The organism is Haloferax elongans ATCC BAA-1513 (assembly GCF_000336755.1).
GTDB classification, from domain to species: Archaea; Halobacteriota; Halobacteria; order Halobacteriales; family Haloferacaceae; genus Haloferax; species Haloferax elongans.
This window is the reverse complement of the sequence record NZ_AOLK01000022.1, coordinates 347,641-363,821: the sequence shown is the minus strand read 5'-3', so window position 1 is coordinate 363,821 and position 16,181 is coordinate 347,641. Positions and strand designations below refer to the sequence as shown.

At 59.1% G+C, this 16,181-nt stretch carries 14 protein-coding genes; 3 read left to right on the top strand and 11 right to left on the bottom strand.

From position 1 onward, the window contains the following. Positions 1 to 208: 208 nt before the first annotated feature. Positions 209 to 2,614, top strand: coding sequence for a methyl-accepting chemotaxis protein (locus C453_RS16300; RefSeq protein ID WP_008326125.1), 2,406 nt, complete (start codon positions 209 to 211; stop codon positions 2,612 to 2,614). Between the two features lie 38 nt (positions 2,615 to 2,652). Here C453_RS16300 and C453_RS16295 read toward each other — a convergent pair whose 3' ends face one another. From C453_RS16295 to C453_RS16265, 7 genes are all read right to left on the bottom strand, one after another. Beyond that, a complete protein-coding gene (locus C453_RS16295) occupies positions 2,653 to 3,483 on the bottom strand; it encodes a hypothetical protein (protein ID WP_193788077.1) in 831 nt (276 codons plus the stop codon). A 424-nt stretch (positions 3,484 to 3,907) separates the two neighbouring features. Further along, entirely contained in the window at positions 3,908 to 4,981 is a 1,074-nt protein-coding gene (locus C453_RS16290) for a hypothetical protein (RefSeq protein WP_008326123.1), read from the bottom strand. A 120-nt stretch (positions 4,982 to 5,101) separates the two neighbouring features. Next, positions 5,102 to 5,944 (bottom strand): ABC transporter permease subunit, encoded by an 843-nt coding sequence (locus C453_RS16285; RefSeq protein WP_008326122.1) that lies wholly within the window; start codon positions 5,942 to 5,944, stop codon positions 5,102 to 5,104. Continuing rightward, the gene (locus C453_RS16280; protein WP_008326121.1) at positions 5,941 to 6,849 is read right to left on the bottom strand and encodes an ABC transporter ATP-binding protein; all 909 of its coding nucleotides are present in this window, start codon (positions 6,847 to 6,849) and stop codon (positions 5,941 to 5,943) included. Before C453_RS16280 ends, C453_RS16285 begins: the two co-directional genes overlap by 4 nt. A 208-nt stretch (positions 6,850 to 7,057) precedes the next feature. Beyond that, complete coding sequence (locus C453_RS16275) at positions 7,058 to 8,152, bottom strand: hypothetical protein (protein ID WP_008326120.1); 1,095 nt, start codon at positions 8,150 to 8,152, stop codon at positions 7,058 to 7,060. A 141-nt stretch (positions 8,153 to 8,293) separates the two neighbouring features. Continuing rightward, positions 8,294 to 9,445, bottom strand: a complete 1,152-nt coding sequence (locus C453_RS16270; RefSeq protein ID WP_008326119.1) for a deoxyhypusine synthase — start codon at positions 9,443 to 9,445, stop codon at positions 8,294 to 8,296. 92 nt (positions 9,446 to 9,537) lie between these two features. Beyond that, a complete protein-coding gene (locus tag C453_RS16265) occupies positions 9,538 to 10,299 on the bottom strand; it encodes a Nif3-like dinuclear metal center hexameric protein (RefSeq protein WP_008326118.1) in 762 nt (253 codons plus the stop codon). 262 nt (positions 10,300 to 10,561) lie between these two features. On the opposite strand from C453_RS16265, the gene C453_RS20030 reads away from it, so the two are divergent. Then, a complete protein-coding gene (locus C453_RS20030) occupies positions 10,562 to 10,849 on the top strand; it encodes a hypothetical protein (protein ID WP_152418076.1) in 288 nt (95 codons plus the stop codon). 292 nt (positions 10,850 to 11,141) lie between these two features. After that, positions 11,142 to 12,236, top strand: a complete 1,095-nt coding sequence (locus tag C453_RS20025; RefSeq protein WP_152418075.1) for a hypothetical protein — start codon at positions 11,142 to 11,144, stop codon at positions 12,234 to 12,236. A 429-nt stretch (positions 12,237 to 12,665) separates the two neighbouring features. On the opposite strand, the gene speB is transcribed toward C453_RS20025, so the two are convergent. From speB to C453_RS16245, 4 genes are all read right to left on the bottom strand, one after another. Continuing rightward, on the bottom strand, positions 12,666 to 13,475 hold the full coding sequence (speB, locus tag C453_RS16260) for an agmatinase (RefSeq protein ID WP_008326117.1): 810 nt from the start codon (positions 13,473 to 13,475) through the stop codon (positions 12,666 to 12,668). A 15-nt stretch (positions 13,476 to 13,490) separates the two neighbouring features. After that, entirely contained in the window at positions 13,491 to 13,865 is a 375-nt protein-coding gene (locus C453_RS16255) for a translation initiation factor IF-5A (protein ID WP_007542595.1), read from the bottom strand. Between the two features lie 144 nt (positions 13,866 to 14,009). Next, a complete protein-coding gene (locus tag C453_RS16250; protein WP_008326116.1) occupies positions 14,010 to 14,441 on the bottom strand; it encodes a DUF5518 domain-containing protein in 432 nt (143 codons plus the stop codon). Positions 14,442 to 14,498: 57 nt separating this feature from the next. Further along, a complete protein-coding gene (locus C453_RS16245) occupies positions 14,499 to 16,175 on the bottom strand; it encodes an ABC1 kinase family protein (protein WP_008326115.1) in 1,677 nt (558 codons plus the stop codon). Positions 16,176 to 16,181: the final 6 nt, after the last annotated feature.

Below are 16,181 nucleotides of genomic sequence, written 5' to 3'. Positions count from 1 at the left end.
TCTGGGTTCGAAGTCACTCAGCGAGACAATTATGCTTACTATACGGGATTTATCGGTGGTGGTTGCGCGTTATATTGAACTCGTTGCAGTAGCGCCTCACCATGCGTCTATGACTCTCAAAACACTATATAGCAACCCAATTTATCACAGATGAAATCAGAATATCGATTCAATGCGAGAACGCTGGTCGCGTCTCTGGAGTGAGCCGATGTCCGATTCTATCCGAGCAGTCGGAGAGAAGATTAGACAGGCAACTCCATCGTCGGTTGCACCGCGTGTCATCCGCCGGACGTACGCACGCAAGTTCTTCGCCGCGGTGCTCGTCGCCATGGTCGTCATGGCGGGCGTTGGCTTCGCCACCTACACGCAGGTGCAGGGGACGCTCGACGACCAGGTCGAACAGCAACTCACCTCGACTGCGGAACTGCAGGCCGACGGAATCGAAGCGTGGGTCGAGAGCAAACGCACCGAGACGAAATCCATCTCCTCTGCGTGGCAGTTCCAACTCGGAAACGAGCAGGCTGCCAGTAGCTTTCTCTTCCAACGCAGTTCGGCACTCGGCCAGCAAGATATCACCGCCATCCACTACGTCGACTACAGCACCGGCGAGATTCGAGAGAGCACGGCGAGTTCGTTAGAGGGTAAGACCGTCTCCGAAGTCGGACTGCCGTGGGATGACCTCTCGGAGAACATCAACCCAGAACCGGACAGAGTCTACGTCTCGTCGAAGACGTTCGCGTCTCCCATCAACGACGAGGCGTCGTTCGTCCTCGCGAGCAAGCCGCCCGAAAACGCCGAAGCGGCAGTCCTCGTCACGGTGAGCCTCCCCGAGCGAATCGCTGCGACAGAGCAAACGATGGCCGGGAGCCAGACGACGCTCTACGGGGCCAGCGGGTCGCCTGTCGTCTCGACCGCTGAAAACGGAACCATCACCGGACCGACCGAGTCGGTCACGAACGGCACGATTCTCGATAAATCGGGCGACCGCGTCGTTGCGTACACGCCGGTCGAAGGCGTCGACTGGACGCTCTCGACCGCCGTCCCGGCAGCGAGCGCGTACAGCGTCCGCGACAGCGTCGGCGGCGGGTTACTGCTGACGATTCTCGCTGCGATTGGCTCACTCGGTGCCGTCGCCGTGTTCGTCGGCCGTCGTACGACACGCCGACTCAGCGAACTGACGAGGCGTGCAGAGGAGATGTCCGACGGCAACCTAGATGTCGACCTCGAGACGGAGTCTATCGACGAGTTCGGGACGCTCTACGACTCGTTCGACGAGATGCGTGGTTCGCTAAAAGAGACGCTCGACGAGACCGAGGCGCTGAACACGCACCTCGAAACGAAAGCCGAGGAGTACCGCCGCGTCATGGAGCAGTGCGCCGCGGGCGACATCGCCTGTCGAATGGACCCCGACTCCGAGAGCGAGGCGATGGCCGACATCGCGCGGACGTACAACGAGACGATGGACGAACTCGGTGGAGTCATCGCGGATGCACAGGCGTTCAGTGACTCTGTCGCCGAAGCAAGCGCGGAGACGAGTGCCAGCGTCACCGACGTCACCGAAACCAGCGAAACCGTCTCCGAGTCGATGGCGACGATTCTCGACGATATCGTCGAACAGGACGACCACCTCGACGACGTGACCGAACGCATGAACGACTTCTCGGCGACCATTCAGGAGATGACCGCGTCTGCGTCCGAAGTCGCCGAGCGCGCGGCGGCGGCATCCGAGCGCGGTGAGTACAGCCGCGACGCCGCATCCGACGCAATCTCCGAACTCCGTGCCATCGAATCGGCGACCGAGAACACGGTCGAGCAAGTCGAGGAACTCGAATCAGTCATCGAGGAAATCGAATCCGTCGTCGGCTTCATCGACCAGATTGCCAGCCAGACACACATCCTCGCGCTCAACGCGTCTATCGAGGCGGCTCGCGCTGGTGAGGCGGGCGAAGGCTTCGCGGTCGTCGCGGACGAAGTGAAAGACCTCGCCGAGGAGACACAGGACGCGACCGGCAAGATTGACTCCGCTATCGACCGCGTTCGCGAGCAGACCGACGCGACTGCCACAGACATCCGCCAGACGCGAACTCGCGTCGGCGAGGGGTCCGAGACCATCGAAGCGGCGATGGAGGCAATCGACACCATCGTCGACGACGTGGAGGAGACAGCCGACGGGATTCAGGAGATTCGTCGAGCCACCGAGCGGCAGGCACACGCGACCACCGAAGTCGTCTCGATGGTCGAAGATGTCTCCGAAATCAGCGAGCGAACGAGCGAGAACGCACAGGACGTGACGGCCGCGACAGAAGCCCAGACGTCCTCGCTCGACGCAGTGTCCGAACGCGTCGACGACCTGTCGTCGCGTGCCAGCGACCTTCGAGTCGCACTCGACCGGTTCGACGTGGCTTCAGACGGCGACGCACAGGCCAATACAGATGGTGACGCACAGGCCCCCGACGCCCACTCACTCGTCCCGGCCGACGAGGTGGAGACGTCGCTGGAGACCCAAGAGCACGGAAGAGACGCACCCGACTCACAGCCAAATAGCCCGCCGGCACAGCCTGAGCCAATCGCGAAACCTGACGGTGGCGATGATGGCGTTGGCTCCGATACATAACAACGTCTACAGACTCTGCCGACGCAAGCCGCCCGGGGTTAGATAACGAGCGAGCCTTCGGGGAGCAGCTCGCGCTCGGTTCGCTTTGCTTCTTTTCCTTCTGGAACCAGCATGGGCTCTTCCACCGGTTCGTCGAACCGGTCTGGGTCTGGTTCAACGCGTTCGAGGACCGACGAGAAGAGCGACCCCTTTCGGCCGCCGCCCGAAACGATACCGCCGAACTTTCGCTCGTCGAAGGACGATTCGTCGGGGTCTGGAAACTCCTCGCGGATGATGTCCGCCCAGGCTCTAATTTTGGCTGCAGCCTCCTTTTGCTCGAACAGGCTCTCGTTGTAGTACCGGTCGAAGTACTTGTCTTCGACGTCCTCTTCGGAGTGCTCGGGCGACTCGTACACGACGGACTTGGTCGTCGCGTAGCCGCTCGCAAAGCGGATATTCACGGTGAAGCTGTCGGGATAGCGGATGATGATGGGGAAGAACATCATGTCCGCGACGGTGATGCGCTGTTGCATCCGCCACAGCCCCTCGTAGTAGTACGCCGCCAGCCGACTCACGCGGTCGTCTCGGTCCCCGTTGAAGTGAGCGAGCGCGACCGATTCGTAGTCGTCGCCAGCGATGCTCTCGAGCCGCCGTTTGTAGCTCTCGGAGATGCCTTCGAGTTGCCGCTCGTAGGCTTCGAGCAACGTGATATCGGGGTCCTCGAGCATGTCTGCCTTCTGCTCTTGGGCATCTGCGACGTTCATCATGTTCTCGTAGAACATCCGCTCGGCGTCGATATCCGGTAACGGCGTCCGAACTGCCTGCCGATAGAGAACGCGTGTATCCCCATTGAACCGACTTCGGTGTCTCTCACCCCGTTGCTCGCTCATATACACCATCGGTTTGTAGGGGACCAAAATTAATTCGTTGGTGTTGAGACTCTCTCAACGAGTATTTCTAGCCGTATTGAACGTTGAGAACTATTTTCTAGTACAACGGTGTTCTACGGTCGCTCGAATGTGTCGCTACGTGTGAGGTCCGACAGTGGCGTCCTCGAGTTCGGGTCGTCCATCTTCGTCCGCGGGTGACTCACGCGTGGCGAGCCAGTATAGAACCCCCGAAGCGGCGGCAGCGAGGCCAACACCGAGCGCGACACGGACATCGACGAAGGTGGCGAACCCGTGTGCGAACGACCGGACCTCGTCCCAGTCGGTGTACTCGTAGTCACGAGACGTGTCGGTGTCGCCGGTCAGTACGGCCGAGACCAGTCTGAAGAGAGCTTGCTTATACGCTCTGTGTCACGTTGATGGTTTGTCACACGACTGTCGTCCACGCGTCCCAAACGGGACGCGCAGACCCGTCCGGTCGTCGCAAGGTCATGTCGTCGAAGGCGGCCGTGTCACCGCCCTGGTCGTACATCCATAGCCAGACGAGCATCGCGACGTCGACAGGTTTTGTGAGGTTGGACAGGCGTTCGACGAACGCGACCTGCTGGGCTTCCGTCCGCTCCCAACCGATGTCTCTCGGCGTTGCTGCCCAGCCAGTTTCGGTGATTGCAATCGGTTTTTCGACGCGGTCTGCCGCCTCGACGTAGTACTCGTCTGGGATGTCCGCCGGTCGCTCGAAGACGAGGTCGGGATAGCTCGTGAACGCGACGAGGTCGGCCTTCGGAAAGCGGTCGAGAAGGTCCCACTGTGCCTGACTGGCGTCGTTTTCGCCCCCGAACACACCACCGCGAAGTCCGCGCATCCATTCGAGTTGGAACCCCGTGTACACCTGCGTGGACGGCGAGGCGTCCTTGATTGCGTCGTAGGTGTCGGCGAAGAGCGAGACGAACGTCTCGAACTGCTCCGGTTCGTCCTCGGCGTGGAGATTCACCTCGACGCCGATGCCGAAGTAGGGTGGTTTCCACTCCGCGGCAAAGTCGCTGACCGTCTCGACGAACGCGGCTTGCCCCGCTTCGTCCAGCGGCTGAAATAGCTCGCCAGCGTCGACGGAGTAGACGCCTGTCTCGATAATCGGCTGGTATCCATACTGCTCTGCGAGCGTACAGACGACAGCTGGCGCACCCTCGTCGGCAGCGAGGTCTTGCCAGTTTCCAGCCCAGCGAACCGCGAGGTCGGTTTCTCGAACGTGTTCGAAGAATTCCGTGAACTCGTCGTCCGAATAGCTTCGTGGTGACAGTGAGACGCCGCGAAACGGTGTCTCGCCTCCCGCCTCGGCTGCCGTCGATTCGTCGGTCGCGACAGTCGCCGACTTGTCAGTCGCGACAGCCGTCTGCTCGGCCGTCGCTGCTGTGGTCTCGGTGCCGTTTGTGTCGCTCTCACGGGATGCACATCCTCCCAGAAGCCCGAGCCCCGATGCTGCCAAGAACGCTCGTCGGTTCATGAACAGACAGACGTCTTCGTCGCGTGCGATAACTGTTCTGTCGGGTGAGTTTCAGCAGTTCGGGCCAATCACGACTGCATCACGACCCAGTGTCGCATGTAACACCCACGGACAGCCACGTCAGATATCTGCCGTCCGGAAGCGGAGATATGCGACCACCAGCGGAACGAGTACCCAAGCGCCGAGCACGGCGAGTGCAAACGACGGCTGATGATAGTACGGGACCGGCGGCTCGACGACTTCACCGAGGAAATGCGCGGACGCTAGTTCGGGATAGAGACCGATTAGCGCGGACGTGAAGGCCCGAATCGGATTGAGTTGTTGGAAGACCAACCCCCATTCAGGCATCGTCTCTGGGGTTACCATCCCGTTTCGGACCAGTTCGACGACCGTCGGAACGAATCCCCAGAGCCGGAAGAGAAACACTGCGAGAACTACCAACGAGCCCGCAAAGGCGCGGGTCACTGACTGAGTCTGCAGCGAGAGACAGACCGCGAGGCCAGTAAACACCATCGCCAACAGCAACGTGATGGCGAAGAACGTCGCCAGTCGTTCGACTCCGAGGGGACTGCCAATCACGACTGACGTGAGTGCGACCACAGACACGTACAGCGTGACAGCGGTCGCAACGACCGCGTAGCGACCGACGAAGGTCCCAGCGACGATATCGAGGCGGTTGTAGGGCAGTCCGAGCATCACGCGAAGCGTCCCCCGACTCCGCTTTCGTGCGATGGCATCACTACTTGCGACCACCGCGAGAACGGGAACGACGCCGCTGAGAATCATAAACATCGCGCCCGCGATACCGACGGTTTCGATGAGTTCTGGTCCTCTCTCGTACGCGTTGACGTAGAGGAGGCTGTTTCCGAGTCCGACTACGAGGCAGAACGCCATCGCCGAGACCAACAGCCGTCCGCGCGCCGCGGCAGCGTACTCTCGGACGCTGAGGGTGAGCCACCTCATGGTTCCTCCGTCGTGTAGGAGACGAACAGGTCTTCGAGCGACGGTTCGTCGGTCGTGATGTTCTGGACGGTGTTGCCGTCGACCCGCACCGCGTCGATGACAGACGCTTTGGCCGTGTTTTCACAGGCGACGACGAGTGACTCTCCCTCGACATCGACGGCTGTCACGCCGTCGAGCGCGTCGAGTTCGTCGAGGACGCCGTCCGTGACACGGTCGAGGGTGACTGTGAGTTGTGACGATGCGCCGACTGCCTCCCGTAGTCCGTCCATACTGTCGAGTGCGACGAGCGACCCTTCGTTGAGGATGCCCACGCGGTCGCAGACGGCTTCGACCTGTTCGAGGATGTGGCTCGAAAAGAACACTGTCGCCCCGCGCTCGCGTTCCTCGCGGACGATAGTCCGCATGACGCGAACGCCGAGTGGGTCCAGCCCGGTCGACGGCTCGTCGAGGACGAGGAGGTCGGGCGACCCCACGAGCCCCATCGCCAGCATGAGACGTTGCTTCATCCCCTTCGAATACGACGTCGCCGGGCGGTCCGCGGCAGATTCGAGACGGACGCGTTCGAGGAGGTCGGTCGGGTCGTCGTCGGCCCCTTTGGACCGTATCGCGAACTCGACGTGCTTGCGTCCGGACATACGTTCGAAGACCGCGTACTGGTCCGGCAAGACGCCGACGCGCTTCTTGACCACGACGGGATTCCGTCGTACGTCTTTTCCGAGAATCTCGACTGAGCCGGACGTGGGCCTGATGTAGTTGAGGAGGATGTCGATGGTCGTCGACTTTCCCGCCCCGTTCGGCCCCAGAAATCCGAACACTTCGCCCCGTTCGACAGACAGTGAGAGGTCCGAAATCGCCGTCGTTCCGCTGTAGCGTTTGGAGACGTTGTGGAGTTCGACGGCTGCCATTGCGAACTGATGGCAAACGTGTTATTTAGTGATTCTGGTCAGTCGTGGAGTCGTTTTGGTCGGCTGGCTGAGGAGTTAGAGAGTAATCGGTGGCCTCGGCACTCATAGGGTTCCTCATCGTCGGGTGCCGAGTCCGACTCAGAGCGGTGCCATCGTCATCGGCCACTCGTTTCTACACACGCGAGATAAAAACCCGCAGGGATTCACCTCACGCCTTCTGAAGCGCCACCAAGTCCACCAGCGGAAGCGGACGCCCGAAGAACATCGAAGTGGTGCCAGCGACACGGCCCCACACCGTGACGCGCTCGTCGGTCAATAACCGAAAGCCGATATCGTCGTCGAAGAACTGCCCGGCTGGCCAGCGACCGACGATGTCGCCTTTGGGCAGTCCGTTTGCGCCCTCGACGGCGATGACGGCGAAGCGCTCGTCGTCGCGTTCGGTGGTCTCGTCAATCATCCCGGAGTAGGTCACAGCCGTTCCCTCGTATCCCTCCGGGTCGTCTCGGAGGTCGTCGTACGGGATGGCCGTCGCGTTGGAGGGGGTCGTCTGCGCCGAGGCGTTCGTGTCGGGCACCGACGGGTCGTCCCGAATGGGCTGTGGCGAGGGAATCGACCACTCGACCGTCGGCAGCGACACGTCCGGGAGGAACGACCCGACCCACGCGACGCGCTCGGCGATGGCGGCCCGGAGTTTCGGCGAGTTCTGAATCATATCGGAGATTCGCTCGACGACGAGATACGTCACGAGTCCGCCGGTGACGTACCCGCCGACTTTCTTCAGCGCTTCCCGGCGAGAAATCGCCTCGGGGGCGTCGTCCTCGGCCTCGTCACCGTCGCTGTCGCCTTCTCCATCCGCTTCGTCGACGCGCTCACCCAGCCAATTCGTTTTGACGTGGTCTTCGTCACTCGCCGCGAGGTCGCGGACAAACGGTTCGATGTCGGCCTCTCGAATCTCGACTGCAATACTCGACGCGTCGAGTTCGACGAGACCGGTTCGGTGTGCGTTGGGGTTCATCTTTCCACGCCCGATTGCGGCGACGTACGGTTCGACGCCCGCCCGGTCGCACTTGCGGACGAACGCGCTCGTCATGTCGGCGGTGATTGTCCTACTCGTCGTAATCCAGATTCGAACCTCGCGGTGTGCGCCGTCGGGCGTCTCGCCCTCGGCTTCGACATGGACGTCGGGACCGCTGAACCGGACGCGCGTCTCGTAGCCTCTGGCCTCCCAGATTCGCTCGAAGACCGCGGCGAGTTCCACGTCGGAGCGCTCGTTGAGGAGCGACACGAGCGACGGCTCTTTCATTCCGTTCGAACTGTCTCGGCGGGGTGATTAGATGTTTGCGCCCGATTTTCGAAAACGAGAATGGATACCCACTACCGAGAGCGACCGCACGCAGGGTTCGGCTCGAGTGGAACCGTCTGTTCGCTGAATTCGCTGAATTGATTATGCCAGTCGCTCGCGGGCTGACGCGACGAGCAGCGGGAGCATGATGGTCGCGTCGCCGAGGACTGTCGCGTTGCGGGCGTCTTTTTCGAGTTTGCCCCAGGAACGCGCTTCGTCGAGCGTCGCACCCGATAGCCCACCGGTCGCTTCGGGGTCCATCGTAATCTGGACGCCGTAGTCGTACGCCCCCGGCGTGACGAGCATCGTCTGGAGGGTGAAGTTCTTCGGGACGCCGCCGCCGACGAGCAGACACCCCGCCGTCTCGGCGTCGTACGCGAGGTCCGTCAGCGGCGTCATGTCCGCCAGCGCGTCCAGCGTGAACGCCGAGGTCTGGGAGTACATCCACGCCTGCAGGCCGAGCACGGAGTCCTGCACGGCGGGGCAGTAGATGGGAACGTCGGACTCGTAGGCCGCCGCAGCGACGCCAGCGTCTTCCTCGATGTCCTCGCGTTCGTTGACTTCGCTGTTCGCCCGTCCGAGTTCACGGCAGAGTCGCTCGATGCTGACTGCGCCTTCTTCTTCGAGTGGCGGGAACACCTCGTCGCGGAGGTGCGACTCGAAGAGAGCGAAGTGCTCCTGCGGGAGATAGACGTTGTAGATGCGGTCGACTTCCTCGTCGCGGAGCGTCTCGTCGTGCTCGCGGGGCGTCTTCTCGCAGTGGTGCTCGGACCCGTGTTCCCGCGAGTCGTGCGAGTGGGAGCTAGACGGGCCCGGATGGGTCCGTCCGTGGTGGTGCTTGCCGCCGATGGCTTCGATGGCGTCGTGGGTCAGATTCGCGCCGGTCGTCACGAGCGCGTCCACGTGACCGTCGCGGATGAGGTCCGAGACGATTTTCCGCATTCCAGTCGGGACCATGGCCCCCGCAAGCGACATGAAGACGGTGCAGTCCTCGTCGGCCAGCATCTCGGCGTAGATGTCGGCTGCCTCGTGTACGTCGGCAGCCCCGATTCCGGCGTGGCCGTACTGCTCAACGAGTTCGCCGACGGTCATGCCCGCGCTGACTTCGGCGTGACCGAGTGGGTCGTGTTCGAACTCCTCGCGCTCGGGCATCTCGTAGCCGCCGTCGTGGTCGTGGGCGTCAGCCTCGTGGTCGTCGTCCGCGTGGCTGCCGTCCTCGTGACCCCCGTCGTGGGCGTCGTCGTGGTCGCTCATGGAAGCCACTGCGACGGCCGAGCGTTTGAACGCCCCGGTCCGGAGAAGCCGTGCGGGGGGTTGACAGATGAACTGAAACCAGAAAGCGAGGACTACAGCCCGGTCGGGTGGCTGATGTACTCCGTCTCCACGCCCATCTCGTCGGCGAGCGCGGCGAGGCTCCGAACGCCGAACGTCTCGGTGGCGTAGTGGCCGGCGAGGAACACCGTGAGACCGGCCTCGCGCGCTTCGTGGTACACTTTCTGCTTGCCTTCACCAGTGACGAGCGCATCGACGCCGGTCTCGACTGCTTCGTCTAACCAGTCCACTCCCGAGCCGGTGACGATAGCGACGTCCGAAATCTCGTCGGGACCGAAGTCGATGACCTGCGTCCCTGTGCTCCCGTCGAGTTCGTCGAGCGCCTCACGGACTTCCTCGGTCGTCTTGGGCGAGTCGAACACGCCGCGCTGACCGATGTGGACCGGCCCCATGGAGCCGAACGGCTCCCGAACCCGGAGGTCGAGGTGGTCCGCTACCCCGGCGGCGTTGCCGAGTTTCTGGTGGCCGTCGAGCGGGAGGTGCGAGACGTAGAGTGCGATATCCTCGCGAATTAGCGGTTCGACGCGGTCGAAGTTGCGGCCGGTCAGGCGGTCGAAGCCACCCCAGACGAGGCCGTGGTGGGTAACGAGCAGGTCCGCGTCGGCGTCGATTGCAGCCTCGATGGTCGCTTCTGCGGCATCGACGGCGAAGGCCACCGTTTCGACTTCCGCGTCGTCGGGGCCGACTTGGAGGCCGTTCGCGCTGGCGTCCACGTCGGCGAACTCGTCGGTCGCGAGTGTCTCGTCGAAGCGGGCGACGATGTCGGAGAGGTGCATCGTCAACATAGTGGTCTGTCGCTCTTATTTTAGTACTGCTTGTAGGATTTGCAAGACACACTCTTACCAGCCATGTACGGCTAGAGCAGAATCACTCCGATGGTGCCCTTGAGTATATGATATGCCTGCTGTCAGAATATTTGGATAATTTATGTAAAATATATACTACCATTATCGAGAAATCACGTACAATGATGTAAGTGAGAGGAGCAATCAAAAAGTAGCCAGTTACTATTTATGTCACCGTTCATTAGTATTGGATATGAGTCCCCCTGAGAAACTTACTAACAAGCCCCCAATTAGTTTTGAAACTGCACTGGCATATGCACTTCACCGAGAGATGAGACGTCTGATTATTGTATTTATTGCAGGAGTATTTATTTCCAATATCGGTTTAGTGGCATTCTTTGGATATAATGTAGCTCCTGAGTATTATCCAATTCCTAAAATACTAGGACTAATTGTCGCGATTATTGGTTTAACACTCTTGTTTGGTGGCCTTGTTGGTTCGTTGTTTAAATTAGTCGTGGATGCTACCTCTTTAAATTAGATTTAATATTCTCATCTCAAATACAACCCAATTAAGGCAGATTTTCTGGAGGAAGGGAGTTGACAGCACTGTTCTTTCTATTGCTCCTAAATATGATAGGAATTGACACACTCTCCGATTTTAATTAAAGCTGTTGAATCTAAATTAGATACTGGGAACAACTATCTAAGAAACCTGGGCTGAGTATAGATATCCCCAACCCGTATTAGTAGGTGTATTCAACTAGCTCGCATTAATGTAATTGAGTCTGAATGATAACTTATTAGTTAATTGAATGAGACTGACTGTTTGGATGTCAAACAAAGACAACCGCCCTGTGATTGGTCGCAGAAATTTGTTAAAAACCAGTGCCGCTGCCTGTGCCGGTGCGTCAGTAATACCGGCAACTACGAGTGCGAAGAAAAATCCGATTATTGAATTAAAGGGGACAGAGAATAATCCTGTGACTGCCAAAGATATCCAAAAGAAGGTTGAGAACTTAAAGAACTCATCAAAGTCTGTTCCTAAATCAGTCACCGCCCTCCCAGAACCTAGTCAGGGACAGTACACTGCCTCCTACGTTTTAAAAATTGGTTCGGACGGGGTACCAATGAGTTTTGTCGGTTACGCTGAAATTAGTGAAAAAGATCATGGGGAATCGGTCCAGAACCTCGGTGAAAAAGCCCGTTCGAGTATGGAGGATGCTAATACTATCCACGATTACCAAACCAGAGGCCAACCATCAATCCAGTCTGACGGTCTTAGCATTGGAAGTGATTGGATGCCTAAAGGCTCGCCGAGTGCAGTTGCTGAGGGAGATAATGGCAAATCCGAATGCCATGGGCAAATTCACGTATATGATATGTCTATGATTAACGATCCAAATAAACAGAATTCTGAATTATGGGCTGCGAATTGCAATTACATTTCGACAGCAAAAGAGAATAACAATCATGAGAGGGTAACTACTCAAACTTGCCAACAGAGGTGGGCAGATGCAGTTGCCACTAGTCCGACATCTGCGGGTATCTCACGAACGGCACCTTCAAACGGAGAAAACGATACAGTCAGCCATACTTACGGAATAGGCTACTCTGGTGGGCCATCCGGAACATATCAGGTCACCCACAATCGGCAGGACGTGCACATGGAAAACCAAACTGACAAGCCAAGCGATGGTACGACTGATATCGCACAGTGGTACTTTGACCCCAACGACCTCAGAGAACGGCTTGAGTATCTAACGGGGAGTAGATGCTGGTTTGAGGATATTGATTCAAGTAAAAATGAGTGTAGTGAGTATTATAAAAACTCCACCATCGGGAAAATTAAAAATGACACCAAATTCAACGCGATGGTTGGTAGCCATGTCGTTGCAACCGCAACAATGGCAATTAATATTTGTTAGGTAGCTAGCCAGCCTCGACTTCCATTTTATCTAAACACGATAAAACACGGTGTAGAAAGGAAGGAATAATACGAGTGTGTATAATTCTTCGAAACGTGTTCAGATGTTGTTGTTCTCCCCGTCCTCGTGTATGCAAGTACCTACTTATTTGATTGCAGAATGAATCCATACAGTGATGCGGGAGAGCTTGTTCAAGTAATACATCTGGTTATAAATCACACAATTGGCAACTCGTATTTGTTTGTCTTATTCTATACAATTAATTTAATTTAAAATTAGAACATTTAATAAATATCAGGGTTAGAATATTCAAAATTTTTAACTAGAATATATTTATGGCACTGTCTAGATAAGGAACGAGCAGGTCGAAGAGCTAGTGATCTATGCTACTCTCAAACCTGCTCAAAGAGAGTTTAGACACTGCTCTATCTATGAGTCTGCCTGCGAGAAGACAAATTCGCGGAGTAACTTCGCCGCCAGCGACGCTGATTGCCCGTCGTCTCGGTCGTTGACTTCGACCACGTCGAAGCCGTCAGCGAAGGGGGCGACCGACCGAACTACATCGCGCATCTCACGCGAGGTGAGGCCGAACGGCTCTTTCGTGCCGGTTCCGGGTGCAAACGCCGGGTCGGCGGCGTCGATGTCGACGCTCAGATAGACGGCGTCGTCATCGTCGAACTCTGGTTCCCAGTCGGGGACGTCCTCAGGTTCGACCACGGTCACGTCGTCGGCCTCGGCGCGCTCCCACTCCTCGGGCGACCCGGTGCGAGCGCCGAGGATGATAGCCTCATCCACGTCGAGTTCGTCGAGGACGCGGCGGGTGATAGTAGCGTGGCTCCATTCGTTGCCGTCGTACTCGCGGCGGAGGTCGAGATGGGCGTCGAGACAGACGAACACGTCGGGTTCGACGCCGCCGACGCCAGCGGCGGTGATGGTGTGTTCGCCGCCGAGGAGCAGCGGGACGGCGTCGTCCCAGACGATATCGCGGACGCTCCCAGTGAGCCACTCGATGTATTCGGGTGCGTCGTCCCACGCACGGACGTCGTCCGCGTCGTGGACGTTCAGGTCGGTGAAAAAGTGGTCGGTGCGCCGGTCGTAGTCATCGAACGACTCGGCGAACCGACGGATTCGATTCGGTCCGAAACGGGTTCCTGGTTGGAACGAGGTGGAGATGTCGAGCGGAGCGCCGAGCACGACGTAGTCTGCGTCGTCGCGGTCGGCTATCGCCCCGGGGAACATCTCTCTACCCTCCGTTTAGACGACCTTGCGCTGGCCTTCGTATTCGAGGTACTCGATTTCGTCTTCGGGGTTGAGGTCCTCGTCCTCGGGGATGCGCATCGTGAACGTCTCGTAGGTTTCGAGGTCCATGATCTGGGCGTCCTCACCGGTGACGGAGACGACCTGACCCTGCTTTCGCTCGATGATGGGAACCCAAACCTTCGCGTCGACGGGCTGGGAGAGCGAGCGCTTCTTGTTGTCGAAGACGCCGCGGGCTTCGACGCGTGCCTTCGCGCTGCCGTGCTTCCCGGGCTTTGCGGTACTGTAGGCGTAGATTTTGCACGGCTTTTCTTCCATCATCACGTAGCTTCCTTCTTGGAGCTCGCGCACCTGCTTCTGCTCTTTCGCCATGTCCTCCCGTTATCGGAAGGAGGCTATAAACGGTTTGGAACGGCGCTCCCTCGGGAAGCCTTCTCGTAGCCAGTCACACGCGCCGACGGGTCAGATTACAGGCGGTACGCGCAGAATGAATTGCAAGCCTCGACCGCACCGTCACTACTGTGCGTCTTCGACTGCTTCGACTTCCGCCATCGCCGGGTCGAACCACGTTCCCTTAGCGTCGCGTCGGGCGAGACTCCCGAGCGACCCCGAAACGACGTTCGGCATGGCGAGTGCGAGCATAATCGCAGTCGTAAGCTCACCCGATGTCTCCAAGAACGGCATGATGTACTGGAATGGAAAGAGAATCGGTGTCTGATTGAGGAACGTGAGGAGAATCGAGAGGGGCATGAGAATCGAGCCCCAGACGACGCCTGCCATCATCCCGTGCCAAGCACCGTCTGCGGGGTCACAGCCGATGAGGTAGCCGGCGAGTGCACTCCCCGTGATACCGCCGACAAGCGTAAATTGCCCCGTCATCGCGTAGACGAGGGCCTCGGTACTCGCGGCGAGACACACGCCTCCGAGTACCGGCCGCCACTCCGTCATGGCAGTCAGTAATTAGCTCGATGCGCATAAATTTACGCGTCTGATTCTCACCGCTGATTACTCTTCACGGCGCTCCCTGAGGTTTTGCCGAGTAAACTGCGGCTTCGCCTTGATTCCCGTACGAGTGCGGAACGAGCGCCACAGGAGGATGGCAACGGCTGCCGTCGGAAGGCCAGCAGCGCCGACTGCGACGAAGTTCTGTGGTTCCAACGTGTAGACGATAATCGTGGAGACGAAGCCGAACGACAGGAAGATGCCGTAGACGAGCCGTTTTGCGAGTTTGTCGAGGACGCCTCGGCTGTCTTCGAGTCGGACGTTCACCGTCAGGTTGTCGCGGTCGGCCCTGTCGAGGACGCGTTCGAGTTTCGGCGGGACGCGAATCAGCGACTTGACGGTTTGCTGTCCCTGCTGACCGGCGTTTTCGATGATTTTCTGGACGCTCTCCTCGCGGTACCCCTGTTCGGTGAGGTAGTCCGTCGCGACCGAGATGAAATCGAAATTGGGGTCGAGGGTGACACAGACGCCTTCGACGACCCCGGCCACGCGAAGTACGAGCGCGAGGTTTCGGGGGAGTCGAAGCGGGAACTCGTAGATGGTCGATTCGACCTGTTCGAGGATTTGGTTCACCCGGTACTGCTCGATGTCGTCGCCGCGGGCGTCGGCGATGGCGAGTTCCATCACGTCGCCCATCACCTGCCGGTCGACGTTGGGGCTGAGCGTCCCCATCTCGATGAGCGTATCGAGGATGGCGTCGACGTCCTGATTGGCGACGGCGATGTAGAACTCGACGATTTTCTCCTGGATGAACGGGTCGACCTCGCCGTGCATCCCGAAGTCGTAGAAGATGATGCGACCGTCGTCTGTCACCGAGAGGTTCCCCGGGTGCGGGTCGGCGTGGAAGACGCCGTCTTCGACAATCATCTGGAGGTAGGTCCGCTGGAGGTTCGTCGCCAACTCGGTCCGGTCGATACCGAGTTCGTCGAGGGCGGCGACGTCGTTTATCTTCGTTCCCGGGAGGTACTCCATCGTCAGGACGCGGTCGTCGGAGCGCTCGGGTACCGGCTCGGGGATGACGATTGCGTCGTCGTCTTCGAAGTTCTGCTGAATCTCGCGGAGCGTCCGCGCTTCCTCGTCGTAGTCCATCTCTTCGCGGATGGTCTTCGCGAACTCGTCGGCGAGGTTCTCCAGCGAGAACGCGCGAGACTGCCCGATAAAGCGCATGAGCAGCGGCAGCAACCACCGAATCGCGCGAAGGTCGGCTTCGACCAACTCCTCGATACCGGGGCGACGAATCTTCACGGCGACTTTCTCGCCGCCGTACTCCGCGACGTACACCTGTCCGAGACTTGCTCCGCTAATCGGGTCGGTGTCGAACGAGTCGAACGCCTCGTCGACCGGGCCGAGTTCCTCTTCGAGGACGACCTTCGATTCGGACCACGGTGCCGGTGGAACGTCGTCTTGCAGACTCCCGAGAACGTCGATGTACTCTGGTGGGAGGATGTCGGGGCGCGTCGACAGGAGTTGGCCGAGTTTGATGAACGTTGGCCCGAGCGTCAGCAGCGACTCGAGCAGTATCTCGGCGCGTTCGCGTCGCGTCTCCGAAGAGACGCGTCTGCTACCGCCGAAGAACACGTACTTCCGCCTGTCGCGGGTGTACGCGACGATAAGCGGGAAGAACTGGTAGATGACGACGAGGAACCGCCAGTAGGCGCGGAGATTAACCAGCGTGACCACCCGCCT

Coding starts and splice junctions, on each gene's coding strand:
- C453_RS16300 (WP_008326125.1), top strand. CDS start 209: ATGTCCGATTCTATCCGAGCAGTCGGAGAGAAGATTAGACAGGCAACT.
- C453_RS16295 (WP_193788077.1), bottom strand. CDS start 3,483: ATGAGCGAGCAACGGGGTGAGAGACACCGAAGTCGGTTCAATGGGGAT.
- C453_RS16290 (WP_008326123.1), bottom strand. CDS start 4,981: ATGAACCGACGAGCGTTCTTGGCAGCATCGGGGCTCGGGCTTCTGGGA.
- C453_RS16285 (WP_008326122.1), bottom strand. CDS start 5,944: ATGAGGTGGCTCACCCTCAGCGTCCGAGAGTACGCTGCCGCGGCGCGC.
- C453_RS16280 (WP_008326121.1), bottom strand. CDS start 6,849: ATGGCAGCCGTCGAACTCCACAACGTCTCCAAACGCTACAGCGGAACG.
- C453_RS16275 (WP_008326120.1), bottom strand. CDS start 8,152: ATGAAAGAGCCGTCGCTCGTGTCGCTCCTCAACGAGCGCTCCGACGTG.
- C453_RS16270 (WP_008326119.1), bottom strand. CDS start 9,445: ATGAGCGACCACGACGACGCCCACGACGGGGGTCACGAGGACGGCAGC.
- C453_RS16265 (WP_008326118.1), bottom strand. CDS start 10,299: ATGCACCTCTCCGACATCGTCGCCCGCTTCGACGAGACACTCGCGACC.
- C453_RS20030 (WP_152418076.1), top strand. CDS start 10,562: ATGAGTCCCCCTGAGAAACTTACTAACAAGCCCCCAATTAGTTTTGAA.
- C453_RS20025 (WP_152418075.1), top strand. CDS start 11,142: ATGTCAAACAAAGACAACCGCCCTGTGATTGGTCGCAGAAATTTGTTA.
- speB (WP_008326117.1), bottom strand. CDS start 13,475: ATGTTCCCCGGGGCGATAGCCGACCGCGACGACGCAGACTACGTCGTG.
- C453_RS16255 (WP_007542595.1), bottom strand. CDS start 13,865: ATGGCGAAAGAGCAGAAGCAGGTGCGCGAGCTCCAAGAAGGAAGCTAC.
- C453_RS16250 (WP_008326116.1), bottom strand. CDS start 14,441: ATGACGGAGTGGCGGCCGGTACTCGGAGGCGTGTGTCTCGCCGCGAGT.